Source organism: Kineosporia sp. NBRC 101731 (assembly GCF_030269305.1).
Lineage (GTDB): Bacteria > Actinomycetota > Actinomycetes > Actinomycetales > Kineosporiaceae > Kineosporia.
Genome location: NZ_BSTC01000001.1, coordinates 517,668 through 541,843, shown reverse-complemented (window position 1 = coordinate 541,843; position 24,176 = coordinate 517,668). Strand labels below are relative to the sequence as shown.

Annotated in this window: 20 protein-coding genes; 4 read left to right on the top strand and 16 right to left on the bottom strand. The window is 69.9% G+C overall.

Going from position 1 to position 24,176, the window contains the following annotated elements; genetic code table 11:
• Nucleotides 1-139 precede the first annotated feature (139 nt).
• Nucleotides 140-922, top strand: a complete 783-nt coding sequence (locus tag QSK05_RS02295; RefSeq protein ID WP_285593373.1) for an exodeoxyribonuclease III — start codon at nt 140-142, stop codon at nt 920-922.
• Here QSK05_RS02295 and QSK05_RS02290 read toward each other — a convergent pair.
• Nucleotides 919-2,658 (bottom strand): ATP-binding cassette domain-containing protein, encoded by a 1,740-nt coding sequence (locus tag QSK05_RS02290; protein ID WP_285593371.1) that lies wholly within the window; start codon nt 2,656-2,658, stop codon nt 919-921. The genes QSK05_RS02295 and QSK05_RS02290 overlap by 4 nt on opposite strands.
• Nucleotides 2,652-5,675 (bottom strand): hypothetical protein, encoded by a 3,024-nt coding sequence (locus QSK05_RS02285; protein WP_285593369.1) that lies wholly within the window; start codon nt 5,673-5,675, stop codon nt 2,652-2,654. Before QSK05_RS02285 ends, QSK05_RS02290 begins: the two co-directional genes overlap by 7 nt.
• Nucleotides 5,676-5,966: 291 nt before the next feature.
• Between QSK05_RS02285 and QSK05_RS02280 the strand changes: the two genes are divergently transcribed.
• Complete coding sequence (locus QSK05_RS02280; RefSeq protein ID WP_285593367.1) at nt 5,967-8,018, top strand: S8 family serine peptidase; 2,052 nt, start codon at nt 5,967-5,969, stop codon at nt 8,016-8,018.
• A gap of 69 nt (nt 8,019-8,087) precedes the next feature.
• Here the strand turns inward: QSK05_RS02280 and clpB are convergent, their stop codons facing one another.
• Nucleotides 8,088-10,757, bottom strand: coding sequence for an ATP-dependent chaperone ClpB (gene clpB / locus QSK05_RS02275; protein WP_285593366.1), 2,670 nt, complete (start codon nt 10,755-10,757; stop codon nt 8,088-8,090).
• Nucleotides 10,758-10,927: 170 nt separating this feature from the next.
• Nucleotides 10,928-11,641 (bottom strand): LmeA family phospholipid-binding protein, encoded by a 714-nt coding sequence (locus QSK05_RS02270; protein WP_285593365.1) that lies wholly within the window; start codon nt 11,639-11,641, stop codon nt 10,928-10,930.
• A 517-nt stretch (nt 11,642-12,158) separates the two neighbouring features.
• On the opposite strand from QSK05_RS02270, the gene QSK05_RS02265 reads away from it, so the two are divergent.
• The gene (locus QSK05_RS02265; RefSeq protein WP_285593363.1) at nt 12,159-12,761 is read left to right on the top strand and encodes an LURP-one-related family protein; all 603 of its coding nucleotides are present in this window, start codon (nt 12,159-12,161) and stop codon (nt 12,759-12,761) included.
• 30 nt (nt 12,762-12,791) lie between these two features.
• Here the strand turns inward: QSK05_RS02265 and QSK05_RS02260 are convergent, their stop codons facing one another.
• From QSK05_RS02260 to QSK05_RS02205, 12 genes are all read right to left on the bottom strand, one after another.
• Nucleotides 12,792-13,394, bottom strand: coding sequence for a hypothetical protein (locus QSK05_RS02260; RefSeq protein WP_285593361.1), 603 nt, complete (start codon nt 13,392-13,394; stop codon nt 12,792-12,794).
• Nucleotides 13,391-14,074, bottom strand: coding sequence for a hypothetical protein (locus QSK05_RS02255; RefSeq protein ID WP_285593360.1), 684 nt, complete (start codon nt 14,072-14,074; stop codon nt 13,391-13,393). Before QSK05_RS02255 ends, QSK05_RS02260 begins: the two co-directional genes overlap by 4 nt.
• Nucleotides 14,071-14,694 (bottom strand): hypothetical protein, encoded by a 624-nt coding sequence (locus QSK05_RS02250; protein ID WP_285593359.1) that lies wholly within the window; start codon nt 14,692-14,694, stop codon nt 14,071-14,073. Before QSK05_RS02250 ends, QSK05_RS02255 begins: the two co-directional genes overlap by 4 nt.
• Nucleotides 14,691-15,851 carry an OmpA family protein gene (locus QSK05_RS02245; protein ID WP_285593358.1) on the bottom strand — a complete coding sequence of 387 codons (1,161 nt, stop codon included), beginning with the start codon at nt 15,849-15,851 and terminating at the stop codon, nt 14,691-14,693. The genes QSK05_RS02250 and QSK05_RS02245 overlap by 4 nt, the downstream gene beginning before the upstream one ends.
• Before the next feature lie 141 nt (nt 15,852-15,992).
• Entirely contained in the window at nt 15,993-16,346 is a 354-nt protein-coding gene (locus tag QSK05_RS02240; RefSeq protein WP_285593357.1) for a hypothetical protein, read from the bottom strand.
• A 302-nt stretch (nt 16,347-16,648) separates the two neighbouring features.
• Nucleotides 16,649-16,975 (bottom strand): DUF192 domain-containing protein, encoded by a 327-nt coding sequence (locus tag QSK05_RS02235; protein WP_285593355.1) that lies wholly within the window; start codon nt 16,973-16,975, stop codon nt 16,649-16,651.
• 456 nt (nt 16,976-17,431) lie between these two features.
• Nucleotides 17,432-17,917 (bottom strand): heme-degrading domain-containing protein, encoded by a 486-nt coding sequence (locus QSK05_RS02230; protein ID WP_285593353.1) that lies wholly within the window; start codon nt 17,915-17,917, stop codon nt 17,432-17,434.
• Between the two features lie 11 nt (nt 17,918-17,928).
• Nucleotides 17,929-18,384: a heat shock protein transcriptional repressor HspR gene (locus QSK05_RS02225; RefSeq protein ID WP_285593351.1), complete on the bottom strand. Its 456-nt coding sequence runs from the start codon at nt 18,382-18,384 to the stop codon at nt 17,929-17,931.
• Nucleotides 18,385-18,392: 8 nt separating this feature from the next.
• A complete protein-coding gene (locus QSK05_RS02220; protein WP_285593349.1) occupies nt 18,393-19,493 on the bottom strand; it encodes a DnaJ C-terminal domain-containing protein in 1,101 nt (366 codons plus the stop codon).
• 83 nt (nt 19,494-19,576) lie between these two features.
• Nucleotides 19,577-20,374 (bottom strand): nucleotide exchange factor GrpE, encoded by a 798-nt coding sequence (grpE, locus tag QSK05_RS02215; protein ID WP_285593347.1) that lies wholly within the window; start codon nt 20,372-20,374, stop codon nt 19,577-19,579.
• On the bottom strand, nt 20,374-22,239 hold the full coding sequence (gene dnaK / locus QSK05_RS02210; RefSeq protein WP_285593345.1) for a molecular chaperone DnaK: 1,866 nt from the start codon (nt 22,237-22,239) through the stop codon (nt 20,374-20,376). Before dnaK ends, grpE begins: the two co-directional genes overlap by 1 nt.
• Nucleotides 22,240-22,396: 157 nt before the next feature.
• The gene (locus QSK05_RS02205; protein WP_285593343.1) at nt 22,397-23,389 is read right to left on the bottom strand and encodes a hypothetical protein; all 993 of its coding nucleotides are present in this window, start codon (nt 23,387-23,389) and stop codon (nt 22,397-22,399) included.
• 100 nt (nt 23,390-23,489) lie between these two features.
• Here QSK05_RS02205 and QSK05_RS02200 point away from each other — a divergent pair, with 100 nt between their 5' ends.
• On the top strand, nt 23,490-24,176 hold the full coding sequence (locus QSK05_RS02200) for a response regulator transcription factor (protein WP_231488267.1): 687 nt from the start codon (nt 23,490-23,492) through the stop codon (nt 24,174-24,176).

The window sequence follows — 24,176 nt, the reverse complement described above, 5'->3', positions numbered from 1 at the left end:
TCCGATTGAATGACAGTTCATCGCACTGTGTAGTCGGATGTCAGTGGCTGATCACTCCTTGCACTCGGACGGTCCGCAGCCGTTCGGGTGAGGTGCAGTCGTGGCCTCATCGGCAGTCATCGGCAGATACCCTCGCGAGGTGCGGATCGCTACCTGGAACGTGAATTCGATGCGGGCACGGGTCGACCGGGCCGTGGCCTGGCTGGAACGCAGCGACGTGGACGTGGTCGCCGTCCAGGAGACCAAGTGCAAGGACGAGCAGTTCCCCACCGCGCGGTTCGAGGAGATCGGCTACCAGGTGGCCCACCTCGGCCACTCACAGTGGAACGGCGTCGCGATCATCTCGCGGGTCGGGATCGATGACGTCGAGCTCGGTTTCCCGGGCATGCCGAGCTGGGGCGACCCGCCGGCCGCCGAGGCCCGGGCCATCGGCGCCACCTGCGCCGGCGTGCGTCTCTGGAGCCTCTACGTGCCCAACGGCCGCACGCTCGAAGATCCCCACCTGGTCTACAAGCTGGAGTGGCTGGCCGCGCTGAAGACCGCCGGCCAGGACTGGCTCGCCGCTGACCCGCAGGCCCAGATCGCCCTGGTCGGTGACTGGAACGTGGCTCCGCTCGACGAGGACGTGTGGGACATGGCGGCCTTCGAGGGCAGCACCCACGTGTCGCAGCCCGAGCGCGACGCTTTCAACGGTGTGGTGGAGGCCGGCTTCGCCGAGGTCGTGCGCGCTCACACCCCCGGCGCCTATACCTACTGGGACTACACCCAGCTGCGCTTCCCCAAGCGCCAGGGCATGCGCATCGACTTCGCCCTGGCCTCCCCGGCCCTGGCCGAGCGGGTCAAGACCGCGTCGATCGACCGCGAGGAGCGCAAGGGCAAGGGTGCCTCCGACCACGCTCCGGTGATCGTCGAGCTTTCTTAATGAAGGACGAGGTGACTGGCGGCCGCTGAGAGCACCGGATCGTGGGTGGCCACCAGAACCGCGGTGCCACTGCGCGCCGTCTGCTCCAGCACTGCGGTGACCAGCTGGGCCGAGGCCTCGTCGAGCTGCGATGTGGGCTCGTCCAGCACCAGCAGCCCCGGGTCCAGCGCGAGCGCCCGGGCCAGGGTCACGCGCTGACGCTCCCCGCCGGACAGGGAGGCCACCCGGCGGCGGGCCAGCCCCTGGAGCCCGAGCCGGCCCAGCAGTTCGAGCACCCGCTCGCGGTCGGCCGGTAACCCCCGGGCGGCGCGGGCCAGGTCGATGACCCCGGCCGCGTCGGCGGTCAGGGCCAGATGCACCTGCTGCATCACCACCGCACTCAGCTGACCGCGGAGCTTGGCCCGCTGGTCCCGGTCCAGCCCGGTCAGGTCCTGCCCACCCAGCCGGACCACGCCCTCGTCCGGTTTCTGGAGACCGAGCACCACCCGCAACAGCGAGCTCTTCCCGGTGCCGGACCGTCCCGACACCGCCGCGAGATCCCCGCCGCGCACGGTCAGGTCCAGACCGGGCCCGGGCGGTGCCCCCAGCACGTACTGCCGTGAGGAACCGGCATAGCTGAGCCGAACCCCGGAGAGCTCAACCACGACCTCCCCGCGTCCACGCCCCCGACCCACGCCGCGATCGGGCAGCCCTTCCCCACGTCCGCCGACCAGCCCCGCGCCGTGATCCGGCGGCCCTTCCCCGCGATCACCGACCAGACCCCGTCCGTGATCAGGCGAACTTTCCCCGCGACCACCCGCCAGACCCTCGGCGTGCCCGGGCCTTCCCTCCCCGCGACCCGCACGACCCGCACGACCCGCAGCCAGACCTCGTCCGTGATCAGGCAGAACCTCTCCGCGAGCGTCCGAGAGCCCGGTTCGCCGCAGACCGACCCTTCCCTCCCCGACCTCCGGGGCCCAGAGCGCACCACCCGGCACCTGATCGCGAACGGCCTGGGGCAGACGGATCCAGCCGCGGTCGTCCATCACCAGTGCCTCCGACCCGGAAGGCACCCAGCTCTCACTGATCCGGCCGTCGCGGATCCGCACGACCCGGTCGGCGATCTGGGCCGCCCGCCGGTCGTGGGTCACCATCACGAGCGTGGCCCCCGCCTCGCGCACAGCCTTCTCCAGCAGCCCGTAGACCTGGTCGGCCGAGGCCAGGTCGAGTTCCCCGGTCGGCTCGTCGGCCAGCACCAGATCGGGGCGGTGGGCGAGGGCGGCGCAGATCGCCACCCGCTGCCGCTGACCGCCGGACAGCTCACTCACCCGGCAGCGCGCCAGATCGCCCAGGCCGAGCTCGTCCAGCGCCGCCGCGGCCAGGGAACGGGCCTGGGCCCGCGGCTTACCGGCGATCCGCGACTGCAACGCCACATTGTCGAGCACGTCGAACTCCGGGCGCAGCAGCCGACGCGCGTCCTGGTCGACCTGACCGAGTCGACCCGACCGCCAGCGGGCCAGGTCACGAGCCCCGGCGGTGGCCAGATCCAGCCCGGCCACCGTGGCCCGGCCGGCGGCCAGTCGCTGCTCACCGGCGAGAACGCGCATGAGCGTGGTCTTTCCGGAGCCGTTGGGCCCGTGGACAACCAGCAGTTCACCGCGCGGCACGCTCAGGCCCAGCCCTCGCAACGCCGCGACCGCCCCGCCCTCCGGCAGTGGGTGCAGACAGAACGCGTCGTGCACGTCCACGGTCACCATCGCGGCTCCTCCTCCCGGAACGACGTCAGTGCCACCCCGGCGGCGACGGCCAGGGCGACGACGAAAGCGCCCAGCACCAGCGGGATCGCGGTACCGGCGCCGACCACCGGCACGAGTGGCGGCTGAGGTACCCCGGCCCCGGCCGTGAGGCGGACCAGCCGCGCGGTGAGCACGGTGAGGGCCAGGCCCGCGACCACCCCGGCCGGTACCGCCACCACGACGATCAGCACGGCTCTCCCCCACAGCGCCCGACGTAACAGCCCGGGCCGCAACCCGCCTGCTTCCCAGGTGAGGAACTCGGCCGCGTCTTCCGTGCGCTCACCGACCACCAGCAGCACCACCGCGGCCAGCGCCACGGCCAGGGTCGCCAGGGCGGCCAGGAACAGCACCCGCTGCGCCCCCTGGGCCACCGGGTCGGTGCGCAGGTCGCGCGCCACCCCGGCCGACCACTGGGCGGTGACCCCGTCGAAGGGGGCCGCCGCGAACGCCGTCCTCACCTCGTCCGTCGTTCCAGAATCCGGCAGATCCGGCAGATCCGGCAGCCCGAGCCAGATCTCGCCGGGTTGCCCGGCCCCGGGCGTGAGGCGGGAGAACAGCGGGCCGAGACCGTCGGCGTCGGCCAGCACGAACCGGCCGGAGACCGTGGGGAACCGGGGCAGGGTAGCGACCACCTGGGCAGTCACGCTCTGACCGGCGAGGGTCAGCGTGAGGGTGGACGACTGGGCGGCGGTGACGGGGTCGGCCGCCACCCGCAGCGGCACGCTCGATCCGGGGGCACCGGCCGGGATCGGAGTGGACCAGACGAACGCGCTGGCCGCGGTGATCCGGTAGGTGAAGTCCGCCCAGGCACCGCCCGGCGCGATCGTCAGCCCTTCGCCGTTCCAGGCTCCCCACGGGTTGTCCACCGCGGCGCCGTCGACTGTCACCGACCCCAGACCGATGACACCCGAGGGAATCTCGGCCGTACTGGCGCTCTCCCCGAGACGATGCTGACGGCGCGTGCCGGCGCCCTCGTCCTGACTCACCGCCAGCGAGGCCAGTGACCAGCGACCGGCCGGCAGCTCACCCACCAGCACATCGTCTTTCGAGGCCAGATGAACCGCGCTCTCGCGGCCGTCCGCGGCCCGCAGCCAGGCGATCACCAGCACGTCCGGAAGTTCGCGGCGCAGAGCGATCTTCATCACCGATCCGGCCGGGAGCCCGAGCCCGGCCGATGCCTTCGCCACATCGATCCGGCCGGCCACGGCCCTCGGGTCGGGGTCACCCACCACCGCCGACCATCTCCGGATCCCCGTCAGCGCCGCGGGATCGGTGCCGACGAACTGGATCACGTCGGTGCGACCGGCGCCGACCTTGAGCGAACCGGCTTGCCGCAGCACCGGGACGACGGTGGAACCGGGCGCCAACCGGGCGTAGTCGGCGAGGGAGGCCTCGGCGAGCACAGGCCTCGACCCCGAGGTGACGCGAACGTCGGTGGGCACCGCGAACGCGGCCTGATCCAGCGCTCCCCGATCCAGCGTGGCCCGGTAGGAGGCCGCGAAACCCGTGGCCCCGATGGCCGCGACGAGCAGGGCCAGACAGGAGGCCGCGATCAGCGGGCGCCCGGCGATACCCGTGACGGCCAGGCGGGCGGCCACCGCGCGGCGGGGCAGCAACCGCAGCACCGCGCGCACCAGCCAGGGCCAGGTGCGGGCGGCCAGCAGCGCCGCCGATAGCAGGAGCAGCGCGGGCAGGGCGACGAGCAGCGAGTCTGGCCGGCTGCTGTCGGCGCTGCCCCGGGAGGCGATCAGGACCAGGGCCGCCAGAGCACCGGCGGCCGACCCGGTCACCGCCCGCCAGGCCGCCGGCTCGTTCGCGGCACCGGGCCGCAGCACGATCGCGAGCAGTGCGAAAGCGGCTGCCAGCAGACCGATCACCATCGGCAGGGCGGAGACGAGCGCTTCCCCGACCGCGGCCCGGGTGAGCAGCCCCGCGTCGGCGAGCAACACGCCCGCCGCACCGGCCCCGAGCCCCAGGCCGACCAGACCCGCCGCCACGACCAGGACGAGCGCTTCCCCCAGCACCACGACGCGGATCCGCACGGGTCCCAGCCCACGCCGCCGCAGGGCCTCGGCGAAGCGCAGGACGTCGGGCCGTAACGCGGCCCCGCCGATCATCGCCGCGCCGAGCAGGAGCAGCCCGCACCCACCGGCCAGCAGACTGAATCGGCTCGCGGAAGCGTCCGCCCGGTCCAGTTCGGCCGCCACCCCGCTCTCCGGAACGGTGAGAATGGTTCCGGGACGACCTCTCACCAGCGCGTCCGCCGCCGCGTCGACCACCCCGATCCACCCCTGGACCCCCCGGGCCGAGATCACCGAACGGTCGAGTTCTCCCACCCAGCCGTAGCTGTGGCCGATCGCCGAGAACGCGCTCACCCCGGTCACCGGCCCGACGCCGTCGGCCAGCAGCACCGGTGTCCGCCCGTCGATCCCGAAGGTGCCGCTGAGCAGCAGCGGGTCGGACCGCCGCACCGTGCCGACCACCACCAGGCCGAGGTCCGCGACGCGCGGCTGAGCACCGGCGAGATCTCCCGTGGTGGCCTCGATCTCGACCACCTCGCAGCGCTGCGGCGTGCAGCCGGCGGGCATCCGGCCGCTGACGAGGCGCACCGCCCCGGCCAGTCCGTCGGTCGCGGCCAGCACGAAGTCGACGCCCGAACCGTCGGACAGCGTGCGGTGCACCAGCTGGCGCCGGACCGGGCCCTGGGTGAGGTCGGCGAGACGATCGCGGGAGAGCCGATCCATGGCCGCGAGCTCGTCCGGGGTGAGAAAGCCGTTGAACGAGACGATCGCGCTGCGTTCCCCGACCGGCAGTCGCTGGAGCGCGCGGCCGAGCGCGGCATCGGCCGTGATCTGGGTGGACGCACCGATCAGCACCGGGATGAGCACGGCGACGGCGAGCGCGATCAGCACCGCGGCCTGACGCCCTCGCGCTGCTGCCAGCCGGCCGAGCACCAACGACCCGGCCACCGGTCCCATACCCGGTAAACCTAGCGAACGCCCGGGTCCACCGGGGCTCCAGTGACGTAGCCGGGAACCGACACCGCACTTGTCTCGACCGACCGGAAACGCTTTTCCTGACGCCGGACACGCCCGGGCCGTTCAGATTCCACAATTTAAATCTCGGTCAAGCACGAAATAGGAGGTCCGGAAGGACCAGTCAATCGATCACCGAAACGTATGAGGGTGACTACGGAACGCACGATTTTCGCCCCTGTGCCCGGTCGCGGGTCCGGCATCCTGTCGGTGCGCCCCCGTAGAGTGCTGCGCGTGACGGATCCCCGCGCCCCCCACCGGGCCCTACCTCGCCGGAAAGCGTTGATCAGGATCGCGCTCGGGCTGTCGGCCGCGACGGCCGCCGTGGTCACGCTGACGCCGGTCGCCGACGCCCTGCCCGCTGCCCTGGGCGGCACGGATCCGGCTCCGCTGGTGGGTGCCGACAGCAAGAGCGCGATCGACGGCGAGTACCTGGTCATGCTGAAAGACCAGGCGGGCCTGAGCGCCGCCGGTGTCGACGGCGCCGGGTCGTCGGCCGGTTCGCTGGTGGCCGCGGCCGTGGAGCGCGGTGAGGATGCCGGTGCCCAGGTGCACGCCCGGTTCACCGAGGCCTTGCAGGGTTACTCGGCCACGCTGTCGGACGACGAGCTCGCCGACATCCGGGAAGACCCGGCCGTCGACTACGTCGCGGTCAACCAGCGGTACACCTCCACCGCCACCTCGGACACGCAGAAAGACGCCGAGTGGGGGCTCGACCGCATCGACCAGCACGCGAGCAAGCTGAACGGCTCGTACTACTACTCGAACACCGGCAAGGGCGTCACCGCCTACGTGGTGGACACCGGGGTCCGCAGCACCCACCGCGACTTCACCACCACGCTGTCCGGCAAGCAGGGCACGAGCCGGGTCTCCGGCGGTAAGTCCACGCTGTCCGGCGACACCAGTACCGAAGACTGCGAGGGCCACGGCACGCACGTGGCCGGCACCATCGGCGGCACCAACTACGGTGTGGCCAAAGAGGTCTCGCTGGTGCCGGTCCGGGTGCTCGACTGTGAGGGCGGCAGCACCAGCTCGATCGTGGCCCAGGGGCTCGACTGGGTGGTCTCGCACCACAAGAGCGGTGAGCCGGCCGTCGCGAACCTCAGCCTGACCAACGAGGGCGGCGAAGACCCGGTGGTCGAGGCCGCGGTCAAGCGGGTCATCGCCGACGGCGTCACCGTGGTCATCGCCGCCGGTAACGGCGACGCAGCCGGTGAGGGCATCCCGGCCTGCGACGTCTCCCCGAGCGATGTGAAGGCCGCCATCGTGGTCGGCGCCTCCACCAAGACCGACAAGAAGGCGACGTTCTCCAACTACGGCGACTGCGTCGACCTGTACGCGCCGGGCCTGAACATCACCTCCGACTGGGCCACCGGCGACACCCGTATCGCCAAGCTCTCCGGCACGTCGATGGCCACGCCGCACGTCACCGGCGCCGTGGCGCTGTACCTGCAGAAGCACCCGAAGGCCACGCCGAAGCAGGTGCAGGCGGCCGTCATCGGCGCCTCCACCGAGAACGCCGTCACCAAGGTCAGCACCAAATGGCCGCGGCGGCTCCTGTTCTCGCCGCAGAAGGTGACACTCCCGGTGGCCACCGCCTCCAAGACGTCGCTCACCAGCGGTACCTCCCTGCACAACGGCTCGTCGATCTCCAGCCCGAACGGCCTGTACGTGCTGTCCCAGACCGGCAAAGACCTGACGCTGAGCAAGCCCGGCGGCCGGGTGCTCTGGCACTCCGGCCGTGGCGCTGCTTACACACGCCTGACCACCACCGGAAATCTGGTGTCGTACAACGCCTACGGGCAGCGGGTCTGGTCGTCCGGCACCAGCGGCGGCGCCTCCACGCTGAAGGTCACCAACGAGGGCCGGCTGACCATCGTCACCAGCTCCACCCAGAAGACGGCCTGGGCCAGCAACAAGGCCCAGAAGACGGCTCCCACGCAGAACGTCGCCGGCCGCGCCACCCTGAACACGGGTTCGGCGCTCTACCGCGGCGGCCGCACGCTGGTGTCGAAGAACGGGAAGTACAGCCTGGCCTTCCGCACCGACGGCAACCTCACGGTGACGGAGAAGGGCGCGGGCGTCATCTGGAGCACCGGCAAGAAGAACGCCGATTGGCTCACCGTCACCAGCACCGGCAACCTGTCGCTGGTCAACTCCAACGGCACCACCGCCTGGACCTCCAAGACCGCGGGCGAGGGTGCCAACCGGCTGCGTCTGCTGAGCAACGGCAAGCTCCAGCTGGTGAAGACAAGTGGCACCAAGGTGATCTGGACCGCCCGCTGACCCCGACGTCCTCACAGCAGCGAAGCCCTCGCCGGGATCGGCGAGGGCTTCGCTGCTTCATGGCGAGTGTCAGATCGTCGGGCCGGACTCCAGCTCGATCAGGCCGCTGTCCGGATTGGCGTGAGACCGGACCACCGAGTCGACCTGCTCGCCCGGCTCGAGCCGCCGCACGACCAAGCCGTCGGCAGCAGGCGCCGCATCAACGAGAACTCCGTCGCCGTCGTGGATCTCGCCCGCCAGCAGAGCCCGGGCGAGCTTGTCACCGATCTCGCGCTGCACCAGGCGGCGCAGCGGCCGGGCCCCGTAAGCCGGGTCGTAGCCGGTGAGGGCCAACCAGTCGCGAGCGGCCGCGGTGACCTGAAGCGCGAGCCGCCGGTCGGCCAGACGCCGGGCCAGCAGCCCGATCTGGAGCTCCACGATGTGCGACAGCTCGTTCATGCCGAGCGGGTCGAACACCACCACGTCGTCGAGCCGGTTGAGGAACTCCGGCTTGAACGCGGAACGCACCGAGCTGAGCACGGCATCCTTCTTGGCCTCGTCCGACAGCGTCGGGTCGACCAGGAACTGCGAGCCCAGGTTGGAGGTCAGCACCAGGATGGTCGAGCGGAAGTCGACCGTGCGGCCTTGACCGTCGGTGAGCCGGCCGTCGTCGAGCACCTGGAGCAGCACGTCGAACACGTCCGGGTGAGCCTTCTCCACCTCGTCGAACAGAACGACGGAGTAGGGACGACGGCGCACCGCCTCGGTCAGCTGACCACCCGACTCGTACCCGACGTAGCCGGGCGGGGCACCGATCAGCCTGGCCTCGCTGTGCTTCTCGGCGTACTCGCTCATGTCGATGCGGACCATCGCCCGCTCGTCGTCGAACAGGAAGTCGGCCAGGGCCTTGGCCAGCTCGGTCTTACCGACACCGGTGGGGCCGAGGAACAGGAACGATCCGGTCGGACGGTCCGGGTCGCTGATACCGGCCCGGGCTCGGCGCACCGCGTCGGACACCGCCCGCACGGCGTTCTTCTGCCCGATCAGCCGCCCTCCGATGACCTCTTCCATGCGCAGCAGCTTGGCGCTCTCGCCCTCCAGCAGCCGCCCGGCGGGGATACCGGTCCAGGCCGCCACCACGTCGGCGATGTCGTCGGGACCGACCTCGTCCTTCACCATCGGCTCGGCCCGGTCTTCCAGGACCTCCTCGGCGGCCTGGGCCTCGGCAATCTCCTTCTCGATGGTCGGGATCTCGCCGTACAGCAGCCGCGAGGCCGCCCCCAGATCACCGGCGCGCTGGAGCTTCTCGGCCTGACTACGGAGCTCGTCGACCCGCTTCATCAGGTCACCGACCCGGTTGAGACCGGCCTTCTCCTGCTCCCAGCGCGCCGTGAGGCCGGCCAGTTGCTCGGAACGGTCGGCCAGGTCGGCCCGCAGCTTCTCCAGACGCATCTGGCTGCCCGGGTCGGCCTCGTTGGCCAGCGCCATCTCTTCCATCTTCATCCGGTCGACCTGACGGCGCAGGGCGTCGATCTCCTCGGGCGAGGAGTCGATCTCCATGCGCAGCCGGCTGGCGGCCTCGTCGATCAGGTCGATCGCCTTGTCGGGCAGCTGACGGCCGGGGATGTAGCGGTGCGACAGACCCGCGGCGGCGACCAGGGCGGCATCGGTGATCGCGACCTTGTGATGCGCCTCGTAACGCTCCTTCAGGCCCCGCAGGATGGCCACGGTGTCCTCCACGCTCGGCTCACCCACGTAGACCTGCTGGAAACGACGCTCCAGCGCGGCATCCTTCTCGATGTTCTCGCGGTACTCGTCCAGCGTGGTGGCGCCGACCAGGCGCAGCTCGCCCCGGGCCAGCATCGGCTTGAGCATGTTGCCGGCGTCCATCGACCCGTCGCTGCTGCCGCCCGCACCGACCACGGTGTGCAGCTCGTCGATGAAGGTGACCACCTGGCCCTCGGAGGACTTGATCTCTTCGAGCACCGCCTTCAGCCGCTCCTCGAACTCCCCGCGGTACTTCGCACCCGCCACCATCGCGGCCAGGTCGAGGCTGATCAGTCGCTTGCCGCGCAGGGATTCGGGCACGTCGCCGGCCACGATGCGCTGGGCCAGACCTTCGACCACCGCGGTCTTACCCACGCCCGGCTCACCGATCAGCACCGGGTTGTTCTTCGTGCGGCGACTCAGAACCTGCACCACCCGGCGAATCTCGGCGTCCCGCCCGATCACCGGGTCGAGACGGCCGTCGCGCGCGGCGGCGGTCAGGTCGACGCCGTACTTTTCCAGGGACTTGTAGGTGCCCTCCGGGTCGGGGCTGGTGACCCGGGCGTTGCCACGCACCTTGGGCAGCGCGGCCAGCAGCTTGTCGCGGGTGATCCCCGCGCTCTGGAGGACACCGCTGTCACCCGCGGCCAGACCGATCAGCAGGTGCTCGGTGGAGACGTACTCGTCGCCGAGCTCCCGGGCGGCCTCGCCGGCCGCCGACATCGCCTGGTAGGAGGCGCGGCCGAGGCTGGGCGAGCTGACCGAACTGCCACTGGCCCGGGGCAGGCCCTCGACCAGAGCGGTGTTGGAGCGACGCAGGGCCTGCGGGTCGGCGCCCACGGCCTGCAGAAGGGCGGGAGCGACCCCGTCGGGCTGCTCGAGCAGGGCGCCCAGCAGGTGCGCCGGCTCTACCTGCGGCGCACCGTCAGTGGCGGCGCGCCGGACGGCGGAGGCCATGGCCTCCTGGCTGCGGGTGGTGAGCTTCAGGTCCATGGTGCTCAGTTACCTCCGAGTGCTGATGGAACTACTGCACTTCGCAACGCTGACAGAGTTGAGTCTGTTCCACTCAAGTTAGCGCATGCCTGCGTCATCTGCTTTCCCGGGAACGAAAAAGGGCCGGGACCCCGAGTGGGGATCCCGGCCCTCATGGCCTCGGTGTGACGTCAGCTCAACTGGACCTCGGTGGTCGTGGCGCGAACCGTCACGCCCTCCTGGCCCACCGTCACGTCTTGCGCGGTGAACCCGAACGGCAGCTCGGGCAGGTGGTAGGAGCGGTTCAGCAGCGACTTCACCTGCGGGCGCAGCAGCGGGTCGATGTCGGCGAGGGAGTCCTGCGTCAGCTGCAGCAACAGGTCCCCGTCCTTGATCGTGACGCCGGCCTCGCCCTGCAACTGGGTGCTGCCCAGCGGGCTCTCGTAGGTGCCGGTGATGGAAAGGTTTCCGCCGTCGCCCTCGGTGAATTCCACCTTGAGGTTGTCGTCGGGCATGTTGTCCGCGACCACCCGGTCGATGGACGCGTACCCCACCGTCGCGTCGGCCACGGCGGAGTCGACCGGCACGTCACCCACGCGGTGCTTCACCAGGTCGCCGAGGCTGGCGTGAATGCCCCGCATCTCCACGTCGAGCTGGTCGACAGTGACGCCGTCCTGCACGCTGAGGTCGTCGACCTTGGCGTTGACCTGGTCGTACTTACCCCCGAGAGCCTGAGTGAGCAGCGGGAATCCGTGCACCTCGACATCTGGTCGCTCTGCCAGGCCGGCCTCGCTCTGGACTCTCTCGGCGACCACGCGGCGGGCTGCCCACCATGTCACGCGGTCGACAACGACCAGCAGCACAAGCACCACGAGTACGACCCCGACGAGCCGACGGATGATCACGACCAAACCCTTCATGACGATCTGGGAGCAGGCTGAGCACGCACCTTGCCGGCGCACTGCCGGGTAACCGTGGCATACCCGAACGGCCGAGCAACAATTGGGACCGCTGGAAGGAATGAGATCGCGATTGGCGCATTCCGGCCACCCGGGAACCGCGGTTGGGGGCGAGACCTGGGCAGCGCGCTCGATGTCGCACCACCCAGGCCCCGCAGCCTGGTGGGACTCATGCGGGCCGATGCCTCACGCAGAGTGTCCTAGTTGCAGTTCTGAGTATGTGGTGAGATTCGTACGGGCTGTCACGAGGACTGGATCGACACCGCCGAACCTTGCTGGAAAAACCTCTCAGATAGCGCAATCCGACGTCAAGGAGTATTGGGGTCATATCGACGAAATCGCGGTGGATCACTACTTTAAGTGAGCAATGGGTGGACCGTTCAAAGCGCCGGACACGGAACGCTGCCCTACGCAACAATGACCCGCACATATCGGACGTCTGTACAGAGAGAAGCGTGAACTGATGGTCTCCGACCTGAGGAGCATCGAGCGTTTCGCGGTGACCCAGAAGATCACCCTGATGGTCAACCGTTACGAGATCCGCGAGCTGCGGCCCGACGGCAGTACCGGTGACCTGCTGGCCTTCGCCCAGCAGAAGCGCCTGGCGTTCAAGGAGGAGGTCACCTTCTACGCGGACGAGAACCGCACGGAGCCGGTGTTCAGCTTCAAGGCCCGTCAGCGTCTCGACCTCGGCGCCACCTACGACGTCCAGGACGCCACCGGCCAGACCATCGGCTGGTTCCGTAAGGACTTCGGCAAGTCACTCCTGCGCAGCTCGTGGCACATGGGCTTCGCCAACAGCCCGGTGGAACTGTTCGGCACCGAGCGCAACAAGAACGTGGCGATCGCCCGCCGGGTCTGGGAGTTCCTGCCCGTCCTCAGCGATCTGCCGTCGCCGTTCGTCTTCCACTTCGACTTCACCGACCCGGACGGCACGGTGCTCCTGAGCTCGCAGCGCAAGCGCTCACTGCGTGACCGCTACGAGGTCGAGGTGCCGGGCGCCCGTCTGGACGGCCGTCTGGCCGCCGCCATGGCCGTGGCGCTGGACGCCCTGCAGTCCCGGTAACCCATCCCGGCCTCCCGTGTCCGGGTCATGTCATCGCCCGGACACGGGAACCGTGAGCGGAACGAAACCCGGCACGGTGAGCTGAACCTCGGTCACCGACCCGGGAAGGGCCGGGAACAGCAGACTGATGTCGATCCCGGCGGGCCCCACGGTCTTCGGTTCCCGGCCACACGTGCAGTCCGCCCGGCCCCCGTCGGCGCCCGTCCACTCGGCGCCCGTCACGGTCTGCCCGGCCGCCGTGAGAGTGGCCGTACGGAATCCCGCGCCGCTGCTGTCGGTGTACCGGCCCGAACTCAGCTGCTGCTCCGACGACGCGCTCAGTGAGAACCGCACATGTGTCGACGATTCCCCGGCGTCCACGGCCTGCACCTCGAGAGTGCCGGTCGCCTCGTAACTCTGGTAGTCGTCCGGCGAGTACGCATAGATCACGCCCTGCTCCGAGGCCAGGGCCGGCGCCCGCTGCGGCGCCTGATCGAGATACTTCGCAGTGGCATCGCGCACCGACAGCTCCTCGCCCCCGGTACGCCACTTCGTCAGGCCACCACCCTGCACGAAGATCACCGCCGCCACGGCCACCGCCACCAGGCCCGCCAGGAGCACCAGCCCGGCGCGGCGTCTGTCCCTGCTGATCACTGCCCCTCCTCCGTCGATCTGCCGATCAGGGGCCGGACCGAGTCTTCCGGCGCCACCGAACCCGCCGCGGCGACCTGGTCGATCAACGGCCAGACCTGGCCCATCCGGATCGGTTTCTCTTGCAAGGAGGCCGGTTCCATCACACCCTCGTCGACCTTCACGTCGTGCACGATGTCGCCGTGCCCCACCATCACATCGACCGTGCCGACGTCGTCGGGCAGCTCCGGCATCACCGCGTAGAACGTGTAGAAGGTGCCCCCGGACTCGTCGGAGGGCCAGGCCGCCGAGGGCGACACCATGGCCTGCTCGGTGCCGTACTGCGACATCTTCACCAGTGGCAGGTAGATCTTCTGGTGCGGGAAATCGATCAGCCGCACGTTGCCGACACCACCCGAGGCCGCCGAGACGCGGTCCGACGCGAAGGCGTTGAAGGCGGACCAGCTCTGCGCCGGCGCGCCCTTCGGCAGCCCGGCCGAGTAGTAGACGATCGTCGCCCCGTCGATCCGGCGCACCCCGTTCACCAGCACCGTCGCCTTGACCCCCTCGGACTCCATGTCCTGGGCCAGTGTGGTGGAACCCAGGACCGGCACCTTCTGGTCACCCAGCTCCGCGACCGAGACGCCGCCGGTGGTGGCCGAGGTCAGGGTCCCGGCCAGGGCCAGCGCGATGATGTGTCTCATTCCGCACCTACTCGGTTGACGGGGGCGGTGAGCGGGACGAAACCCGGCACCTTGAGCTGGACCTCGGTGACGGACGCGGGCAGGGCCGGGAACAGCAGGCTGACCTCGACCCCGTCGGCGTCGACGACCTCCGGCCGGCGGCCGCAGGTGCAGTCGGCCGACAGCTCGTTCGCGCCGATCCACCGGGCCCCGGTCATCGACAGGTCGGCCTGTTCCGCCACCAGCGTGGCGGTGTGGAAACCCGACAGCGTGGTCTCGATGTACCCGGCGAGCCGAAGTCGCAGTTCCGACTCAGCGCTCATCGAGAACCTCACGTGGGTCGACGATTCGCTGACGTCCACGGCCAGGATGTCGAGGGTTCCGGGCGCGTCGTAGCTCGTGGAGGTGTCCTGGTCGTAGGCGTAGATCACGCCTTTCTCGGAGGCGACCGCCGGACCGACGGGCGCGCTGTCTCCCAGGAACGTCCGGGTGGCGTCCTCCACGGTCAGCTCACCCGTCGTGGCCACCGGTGCCGCCTCGGGGGCAGCGGCGGCCGGCTCGTCCCGGCCGGACAGGTAGAGCCCACCGGCCCCGGCCACCAGGAGCAGCCCCAGCACCGCCACGATCGCCGATCGCCTCACTTCGCCCCCTCCTGCCCGAAGACCACGCCGACCCGGCGGTTCTTCTTCCTGCCCGCCTCGGTGTCGTTGCCGCTGACCGGGTCCTGCTCTCCCCGGCCGGAGATCCGGTAGGTGACCCCGGGCACGGTGATCAGCGGCTTCAAGGCCCGGGCCACGGCCCGGGCGCGGCGCCGGGACAGCTTCAGGTTGTGCTCATCGCTGCCGGAACTGTCGGTGTGGCCGACGATCTCGATCTCGCCGCTCCCGGCCGAGGAGTTCACCGCGTCGGCGGCCTTCTGCAGCACCTGGTCGGCGGACGGGTCGAGCGTCGCGGAGTCGACCCCGAACAACACGTCCGACGAGAGGTTGACCGTGGTCGTCTCGTCGGTGCTCTCCTGCGTCACCGTGCCGTCGGCATTCGCGACGGTCGTGGTCAGCGGGCGCACCGAGTCCTGCGGGCGCAGCGAGGAAGCGGCCGCCGCCTGGTCGATCTGCGGCCAGGCCTCGCCCATCCGGATCGGTTCCACCTGGAGGGAGGCCGGTTCCATCACGCCGTCACTGATCGGCACGTTCTGCACGACGTCGCCGTGCCCGACCAGCACGTCCACCGAGTCGAGGTCTTCGGGCAGCTCCGGCATCACCGCGTAGAACGTGTAGAACGTGCCTCCCGGCTCGAAATTCGGCCAGGAACGGTAGGGCGAGGTCATCGCCGTGCCGTCGGTGCCGCCGTCGTCCTCGTGGAGCGGCGTGTAGATCCTCTCGCCGGAGAAGTCCACCAGGCGCACGTTCCCGATGCTGCTGATAGCGATGTTCCGGTCGGTCGCACCGGAGGTGAACTTGTACCAGTCCTCCGGGCGCGCACCTTCGGACAGACCGGCCGAGTAGTAGAGCACCGTTGCCCCGGGAATCCGGCGAACCCCGTTCACCAGCAGCGTCGCCTTCGTCTTGGTGCCGTCCATCTCCTGGCGCAGGGTGGTGGACCCGAGCACCGGCACCTTCTGCGCCGCCAGCTGGTCCTGCGGCATCGCGGTCGGGGTGGTCGTCGGGGTGGCCGTCGGGGTGGCCGTCGGGGTGGCCGAGGCCTGCGCCGACCCCGCGACCGCGGCGACGGTCAGCAGAACGACGACACCGATCGAGGCACGGCGCACCGCCGTCCCCCCGAAAACATTGGTATCCAACGGAAGATATCCCTTCAGTCCCCACTGGGCGCCGACCCTAGGGCAGAACCGCCCGAGCCGGTCACACTCCGGCAAAACCCCTAGGCCAGAACGGTTGGTGCGTAACTCAGCGCCAGACGGGCACTCCGGGCCGTGGCCGAATCAGTGCATCCGTGAAAGGGATGGGCGTCGCCGCAGCGGACGACCGGCCGACCGGGAGGCCTCGAGGACCGCGAGCGTCCGGTCCCGCGCCACCAGGCGCCAGGCCTGCGGATCGTGCGCGGCCAGAACCTGGTCGGCACACCAGGTCTCATACGCCGCAAGGAGTTCCGACCGGGACCGGACCGGCGCCCCGGTCTCGGCGTCGAGCAGCCCCGCCCGGTAGAGGTGCCACAGCCCCCGGCGCGCGAAAGGACACTCCACCAGGCGCGAGCCCCGGGCCCAGCCCTCGGCCAGGGCCGAGACCTCCGCGCGGGACCTCGTCCCACTCAGCAGGTCCTGCCACCAACCGCGCACCGCCTCGACCCCGGGCGGGATCTCCCCGAGTGCAGCGCCATCCGCTTCTCCCCTCCGAAGACGCGGACTCAACTGTCCCCTGAACACTCGGGCATCTCCCTTCTTCCCTCCGGACGCCGCGAGTCGATCACACGGTGTACTCACGACGACGTGGACCACTTTAGGGCCAATTGAACCCGAGACGCACTCTCAGTGAATGAGATCACGCTAGATGCGCAGCGTTCATAACACTGAGCTATCAAATGCTTAGCAGAAACCGGAATTGGAACAGGCGACCGAAAGTAGTCGACTACCTTGAGTGGTCACATCAGGCTGAGATGACGCCCCGGTGCGATGCCCCATCCCGCTGCCCGCCCGGCCTCGGTCTCCAGGATCCAGCCGGAGCGCAGCCTGGGAAGCCCGACCCGCTGCGGAACCATCGTCACTACCGCCAGCACCGTTCCGTCGCGCCGCACATAGACCACGTCGATCGCAAAACGCATGCCGATCGTGTGCACGCTCGACCCCGGCCGGAGCACCAGCCCGGTCGCCACCCCGTCCCGGCCGAGCAGCCCCCGCGACCGCTGGACATAGCTCGTAGCCACCTCCACCTCGGCAACCTCGACACCGTCCACGAGCAACCCGGTCACCTGATCCTCCTGAAAGTCACCATCACGCGATTCGCACCATGTAACCGCGCAGTGGGACCCAGTGACCTGTCGTGAGCCTGATGGCCCGTCAACCAGCTCGCCCGGACACCAGGTGAGCGCCCACACGACTGCGGAGCCGGCGCTGCCGCTGCTCAGCAACCCACGACCGGCAGAGCCGGTCACGGCCGCTCGCGCTCGAGTCGGCGGTGGGGATCCGGGGGCGGCCGACTTGGTTGCCGACTCTGGATTCGGTCTGATGGCAGAACTTTTGGACGTCGATGAGGCTTCAGAGCCCGAGCCCTTCACCGGGCGCGTCGGCGTCCGCATCGACCTGCGTACCCCGGGAACGCGGTGAACGGGGTGATCGCCGGAGGAAGCTGGGCGGGCCCTCCTGGTGCTCCTGACGGCGATCCCCGCAATCGCCGTCAGCGCCCGTCGTGCCTGTTCCTCCTGAGATCAGTTCTTGCTGAGGTCGTCCAGGTACTGCTCCAGCCCGGCCACGACCATCCGGTGGTCCTCCACCTCCGGCAGACCGGAGACGGTGACCGTGCCGACCACTCCCACACCGTGCACGTGCACCGGGAACGACCCGCCGTGCGCCGCGTACTGGTCGGGGTCGAGCCGGAAGCGTTCTTCGAAAGAGACGCCGTCGGCGAACGCCTGACGGCCCACGAGGAGCGAAGACAGCCCGAAACGATCTACCACAGCCGCCTTTCGGCGGATCCAGGCATCGTTGTCGGCGCTGGTGCCGGGCAGGGCGTAGTGGAAGAGCTGCTGGCCGTTGCGGCGCAGGTCGACGGTCACCGGAGCACGGCGGGACGCAGCGAGCTCGACCAGGATGATGCCGATCTGCCAGGCGTCGTCATTGTCGAAGCCAGGCAGCCGCAGACGGCGCTCCTGGTCTTCGATCTCCTCGATGAGGGAGGCAAGCTCGGAATCCATGGGCACCAGTCTTACCGGCCGGGCCGCCAGACGACCAGCGCCGTGGAGGTGACAGGCCGTCGCGGACGGCGACCGGGAGGCACCGCAACGATGTCGCCGCCGGGCTCGGCCGCGAAGACCCTCCCGGCGCTGCGCAGCTTGGCCTGCATCAGGCGCAGTTCGTCCATGAGCTGCTCGACCTGGCCGCGCAAGGCCCGGTTCTCGTACTCCAGCTCGAGAATCCGCTTGATCCCGGCCAGGTTCACGCCCTCTTCCTGGGAAAGGCGCTGTACCTCGCGCAGGGACGCGACGTCACGGGCCGAGTACCGACGGCCGCGGCCGGCCGACCGGCCCGGGGTCACCAGGCCGAGTCGGTCGTACTGCCGCAACGTCTGCGGGTGCATCCCGGCGAGTTGTGCCGCTACCGAGATGACGAAGATGGGTGCGTCCGGGTCGACGCTGAACTCGACGTTGATCTCGTCAGCCATGACATGCCTTAGTTCGGGCGGTTGTCGTCGAGACGGGAGAACAGGTCGGCGCGGGGGTTCTCCCCGGCCGTGTTCTCGGCGAACGTCTTCAGCGCCTCGCGGGCCTTGCCGTCCACCCGTTGCGGAACGGCCACCTGGAGGGTGACCAGCAGGTCGCCGGTACGCTTGGCCGTCTTCACCCCACGGCCGCGGGCACGCAGCGTGCGCCCGGAGGGTGTGCCGGCCGGAACCTTCATCTTCACCCGGGCACCGTCGGGTGTCGGCACCTCGACCTCGGTGCCGAAGACAGCCTCGGGAAAGGTGACCGGCACCGTGACGCGCACGTCGGCCCCGTCGAGCGTGAAGATCGGGTGCGGCTCGACCGAGACGGTGACCCAGAGGTCGCCCGGCTCGCCGCCGACGTCCGACATCTTGCCCTTGCCCCGCAGGCGTACCTTCTGGCCGGCCCTGACCCCGGCCGGGATCCGGGCCGTGATGGTGCGCAGTCCGGCCTGCGGGTCGTCGACCCGCAGATTGAGCTGTGCACCCTCCATCGCCTGCCGGAAAGTGAGGGTGGCCGTGGCATTCAGGTCGCCGCCGCGCATCGGGCCGCGCGGTGACCGGTAACCACCGGCACCGGCACTCCCCGGCGGGAAGAGACCGTTGAGCATGTCTTCGAAGATGGGCGACTCGGCGCCGCTCCGGCCGCCGGCCCCCGTACCCGCACCCGCGTTTCCGCCCGTGGTGTAGCGCACCCGCTGTTGCCCGGCGCCGGGCATACCGCCACCGCCCGGCATACCGCCGCCGAACAGGTTGCCCAGCAGGTCTTCGAAGCCCGCACCGTTACCCGCGGACGGACCACCGCCACCGCCGGCCGTGAACCGCGCACCGCCCCGGGACATCGCCCGGATAGCGTCGTACTGCTGCCGCTGTTCGGCATCGGAGAGCACCGCGTAGGCCTCGCCGACCTCCTTGAACCGCTTGTCGGCACCCTTGTCGCCCGGGTTCGCATCCGGGTGATGCAGGCGCGCGAGTTTGCGGTACGCCTTCTTGATGTCCGCAGCACTGGCGTTCTGCGGCACCCCGAGTACCGAGTAGAAGTCCTTTTCGAACCAGTCCTGGCCCGCCATGTGTCTCTCCTTGAGCCGCCGGGAGGCCCGGAGCGGGAAGCGGCTGACAGCAGCCGCTTCCCGCTCCGGTCACGGACGAGGTGTCAGTTTGGGTCGGCGACGGCGACCCGGGCTGCTCGCAGCACCCGGTCACCACTGCGATAGCCGGGCTGGAGCACCTGGACGACCGTGGTCGTCGTGGTGCCCTCGGCCAGTTCCGCCTCGGTGCGCATCAGCGCCTCGTGGACGGAGGGGTCGAATTCCTCCCCGGCCTCGCCGTACCGGACCAGACCGAACCGCTCCAGCACCGCCTCGAGCTTCTCCGCGATCGCCGCGAACGGCCCGGTCTCCAGATCGCCGTGCTGACGGGCCAGGTGGACGTCGTCGAGCACCGGAAGCAGAGCCTCCAGCACACCGGCGGTCGCCGTGTCCTTGGCCACGTCGCGGTCACGGTCGACCCGGCGCCGGTAGTTCACGAACTCGGCCTGCAGGCGCTGCAGGTCGCCGAGCCGCTCGGCCGCCGAGGACCGGGCGGCGTCGAGGTCGGCCAGGATCCCGTCCAGCGAAATCTCTTCCGCAGTCACGCTCTCCTCACCCTCACCCTCGCCGTCGTTCTCGTTCTCGTCGGGCCGGTCGGACCCGGTCTCACCGGGCACGACGCCTTCCCCGAGGTCCTCGGAGCCGGAGGACGAGGGTTTCCCGACGTGCCGGCCGCCGTTCTGGCTCTTCGCCGAGTCCTTCCCGGCCGACTCGGGTGAGCCGGACTCTTCCGGCTCACCCTCGGCGGACGAGTCCTGGCGCACCTCGCCGGTTTCCGGGTCGAGCCGACGTCGGTCGCGGATGGTCGGCCCCGAGGAACTCGAACCGTCACCTTCCGACGGATCGACAGTCTGCTCACCCATCACTTGTCCTCGTCGACGATCTCGGCGTCGACGACGTCATCGTCCTTGGACGTGCTGCCCGCACCGGCGCTCGCGCCGGCCGAACCCGCAGCGCCTTCGGCGCCACCCTCGGACTGCTGCGCGTAGAGCGCCGCGCCGAGTTCCTGGCTGGCCGTGGACAGGGCTTCCTGCTTGGCCTTGATCTCACCGATGTCGGTGCCCTCGAGCGCCGTCTTCAGCTCGGCGATCGCGGTGTTGACCTTGGCCTTGCCCTCGTCGGGCAGCTTGTCGTCGCTGTCGCGCAGGAACTTCTCGGTCGAGTAGACGAGCTGCTCGGCACCGTTGCGGACCTCGGCCTCGTCGCGACGCTGGCGGTCTTCCTCCGCGTGCGCCTCGGCCTCCTTGACCATGCGGTCGATCTCGTCCTTGCTGAGGGCGCTGCCACCGGTGATGCGCATCGCCTGCTCCTTGCCCGTGCCCCGGTCCTTGGCGGACACGTTCACGATGCCGTCGGCGTCGATGTCGAAGGTGACCTCGATCTGCGGCACGCCACGCGGGGCGGGAGCAATACCGGTGAGCTCGAAGTTGCCCAGCGGCTTGTTGTCGCGAGCCAGCTCACGCTCACCCTGGAAGACCTGGATGAGCACCTGCGGCTGGTTGTCGTCGGCCGTGGTGAAGACCTCGGACGCCTTGGTCGGGATCGCGGTGTTGCGGTGGATGAGCTTGGTCATCACGCCGCCCTTGGTCTCGATACCCAGGCTCAGCGGGGTGACGTCGAGGAGCAGCACGTCTTTACGGTCACCGAGGATGACACCGGCCTGCAGAGCGGCGCCGATGGCGACGACCTCGTCCGGGTTGACGCCCTTGTTGGGCTCCTTGCCACCGGTCAGCTCACGCACCAGCTCGCTGACGGCCGGCATACGCGTGGAGCCACCGACGAGAACGATGTGGTCGATCTCGGAGACGGAGATACCGGCTTCCTTGATCACCGACAGGAACGGCGCCTTGGTGCGCTCGAGGAGGTCTGCGGTCATCTGCTGGAACTGGGCCCGGGTGAGCTTCTCGTCCAGGTGGACCGGACCGTTCTCGGTCATCGAGAGGTACTGCAGCGAGATCGTCGTGGACGTCGCGCTGGACAGCTCCTTCTTCGCCTGCTCCGCTGCCTCACGCAGACGCTGCATGGCGATCTTGTCCTTGGAGAGGTCGACACCGGTCGAGCTCTTCACGGTGTTGACCAGGTGGTCCATGACGCGCTGGTCCCAGTCGTCACCACCGAGGTGGTTGTCACCGGCGGTCGAGACGACCTGGATGGCGGTGCTGCCGCCCTCCTCCACGTCGACCTCGAGCAGGGAGACGTCGAACGTGCCGCCACCGAGGTCGAAGACCAGGATGCGCTCGTCGGCCTTGCCCTTCTCCAGACCGTAGGCCAGGGCCGCGGCGGTGGGCTCGTTGATGATGCGGCGCACGTTCAGGCCCGCGATCTCGCCGGCCTCCTTGGTGGCCTGACGCTGCGAGTCGTTGAAGTACGCCGGGACCGTGATCACCGCGTCGGTGACGGTCTCGCCCAGGTACTCCTCGGCGTCGCGCTTGAGCTTCTGCAGCACCCGGGCCGAGATCTCCTGCGACGTGTACTTCTTGTCGTCGATCGCGATGTTCCAGTCCGTGCCCACGTGCCGCTTCACGGAGCGAATGGTCCGCTCGACGTTCGTGACGGCCTGGCGCTTGGCAACCTCGCCGACCAACGGCTCACCCGACTTCGCGAACGCGACGACGGACGGCGTGGTGCGGCCACCCTCGGCGTTGGCGATGACGGTGGGCTCGCCGCCCTCGAGCACGGCCACGACCGAGTTGGTGGTTCCGAGGTCGATTCCGACCGCTCTTGCCATGATGTTTGGTTCCCTTCGTGTAAGAGCTGAGTGGCCCCCACTCAGGTTGGTGCAGTCCGTCGACCTAGTCAATTCGGGACTGACCAAACTTGAGTCTGCCTCACTCAACTACCGGCACGCGACCGATGTTCCCGGATCCCAGGAAAACCCGATCGGCTCACCGGCCGACCGGTCCGGCCGGTGCCGACCCCTCGCCGTCCGATCCATCGGCGCCGCCCGAATCGCCCGGAACGCCGGACGTGGCCGTCCCGCAACCGGATTCCCCCTGCGGCACGGTCGCTGCACCCGGGCCGGGCGAAGCACACGAAGACCCCCGGTCGGCCGGGGAAGCCGTCGGATCCAGTGGAACCGCAGGAGCCGAGGGCACCCGCGAGCGCCCGGGCGACGGCGTCGTCGCGGCGATACCGGCCGGCGGCGCGCCGGACCCACCACCGGACTCACCACCGGACGAGGTCACCGGTGGGTTCCGTGAGGTGGTCGCCCCACCGCCGGGAGCCGGCGCGGTCCCCGTGCGCGAGGACGTCGGGGCTCCGGTGGGCGAGGGAGCGGGAGTGCGGGAAGGGATCGCGGGTTCAGCCGAAAGGGTAGGACGCGACGAGATCTCCGTCACACGTGAATCGGGGCGCCCGGATTCGCTCCTGGACGGGCCCTCCGGCGCCCGGACCGAGGCCCGCGGGTCGATCGAGGCCTGCCGGAACGTCGGCTCGCCGTCGTCGCACACCGCTGTGACCAGCGCGGCCCGCCGGGACTCGTGGGAGAAGACGATCTCGAGCCGGTTCGGCTCGGCGGAGCGGATCTGAGCCCGCCAGCCCCGGTCGGGCCGCGCGTATCCACCGGCCAGACTCACGTCCTGCCCCGCACAACGAGCCTGGATCTGACCTCCCCGCGCGTTCACGACGCGGCTGACGGGTCGCTCCTCGTCAACCTCGGGAACGGGCACCGGACCGGTCGACGGAACGCCGAAGAGCGAGCCACTGTCAGTGACGAGTGCCGCGTCAGCAGGGGCCGGAACTGCGATGGGTGATGAGTCGGAGACCGGCGCGGACGTCACCTGACGCCCCGCCGCAGTGATGGCGAAAGAGGCGATCGCGGCCACCAGGGCGACCGCCACGAGCCATGCGAGCAGGGTGCCGACGAACCGGCGTTTCACCCAAATCACCTCCGTCGGCACCATAGCGTTGAGCCGGGTGGGTGTAGATCCGGACATTCAGAATGTCCGGAACCACTCATCAGCCGGTAGCGTCGCGCACGTGGCGGTCATTCTGATCATTGAGGACGACGCGGGGATCCGCGCGGCCCTCTCCAGAGCTCTGACCGATCGCGGTCACGCAGTGCAATGGCAACCGGGCGGTCTCCCCGGCCTGCAGTCGGTGATCGACGATCGGCCGGACGTAGTCCTGCTCGACCTCGGTCTCCCCGACGTCGACGGCATCCAGGTGCTGACGATGCTGCGTGCCGTCAGTGAGGTCCCGGTGATCGTCGTCACGGCCCGGGACGAGGACACGGACGCCGTCAAGGCGCTGGACGCGGGTGCCGACGACTTCGTCACCAAGCCGTTCGGCGCGGATCACCTGGACGCCCGGATCCGCGCGGTGCTGCGCCGCGGCGGGCCGCAGAAGACCGAGGGCCCGCTCACGGTCGGCGGTCTGGCGCTGGACGCCCGCACCCGGGTGGCCACCCTGGACGGTGAGCCGCTGGAGCTGTCGCGCAAGGAGTTCGACCTGCTCCTGGCCCTGGCCCAGCGCGCCGGCGAGGTCGTCAGCAAGCGCGAGCTGCTGGCCGAGGTCTGGCAGCAGCCGTACGGCGGCGGTGACCGCACCATCGACGTGCACCTGTCCTGGCTGCGCCGCAAGCTCGGGGAGTCGGCCGCCGAGCCGCGCTACCTGCACAGCACGCGTGGCGTGGGCATCCGTCTGGTCGCACCGGGCGCCGACTAG

Bases quoted from the DNA above. Each gene is read 5' to 3' on its own strand.
- QSK05_RS02220 (WP_285593349.1), bottom strand. From the start codon at position 19,493: ATGGCGGGCCAGGACTGGTTCGAAAAGGACTTCTACTCGGTACTCGGG.
- QSK05_RS02290 (WP_285593371.1), bottom strand. From the start codon at position 2,658: ATGGTGACCGTGGACGTGCACGACGCGTTCTGTCTGCACCCACTGCCG.
- dnaK (WP_285593345.1), bottom strand. From the start codon at position 22,239: ATGGCAAGAGCGGTCGGAATCGACCTCGGAACCACCAACTCGGTCGTG.
- QSK05_RS02265 (WP_285593363.1), top strand. From the start codon at position 12,159: ATGGTCTCCGACCTGAGGAGCATCGAGCGTTTCGCGGTGACCCAGAAG.
- QSK05_RS02285 (WP_285593369.1), bottom strand. From the start codon at position 5,675: ATGGGACCGGTGGCCGGGTCGTTGGTGCTCGGCCGGCTGGCAGCAGCG.
- QSK05_RS02255 (WP_285593360.1), bottom strand. From the start codon at position 14,074: ATGAGACACATCATCGCGCTGGCCCTGGCCGGGACCCTGACCTCGGCC.
- grpE (WP_285593347.1), bottom strand. From the start codon at position 20,374: ATGGGTGAGCAGACTGTCGATCCGTCGGAAGGTGACGGTTCGAGTTCC.
- QSK05_RS02230 (WP_285593353.1), bottom strand. From the start codon at position 17,917: ATGGATTCCGAGCTTGCCTCCCTCATCGAGGAGATCGAAGACCAGGAG.
- QSK05_RS02225 (WP_285593351.1), bottom strand. From the start codon at position 18,384: ATGGCTGACGAGATCAACGTCGAGTTCAGCGTCGACCCGGACGCACCC.
- clpB (WP_285593366.1), bottom strand. From the start codon at position 10,757: ATGGACCTGAAGCTCACCACCCGCAGCCAGGAGGCCATGGCCTCCGCC.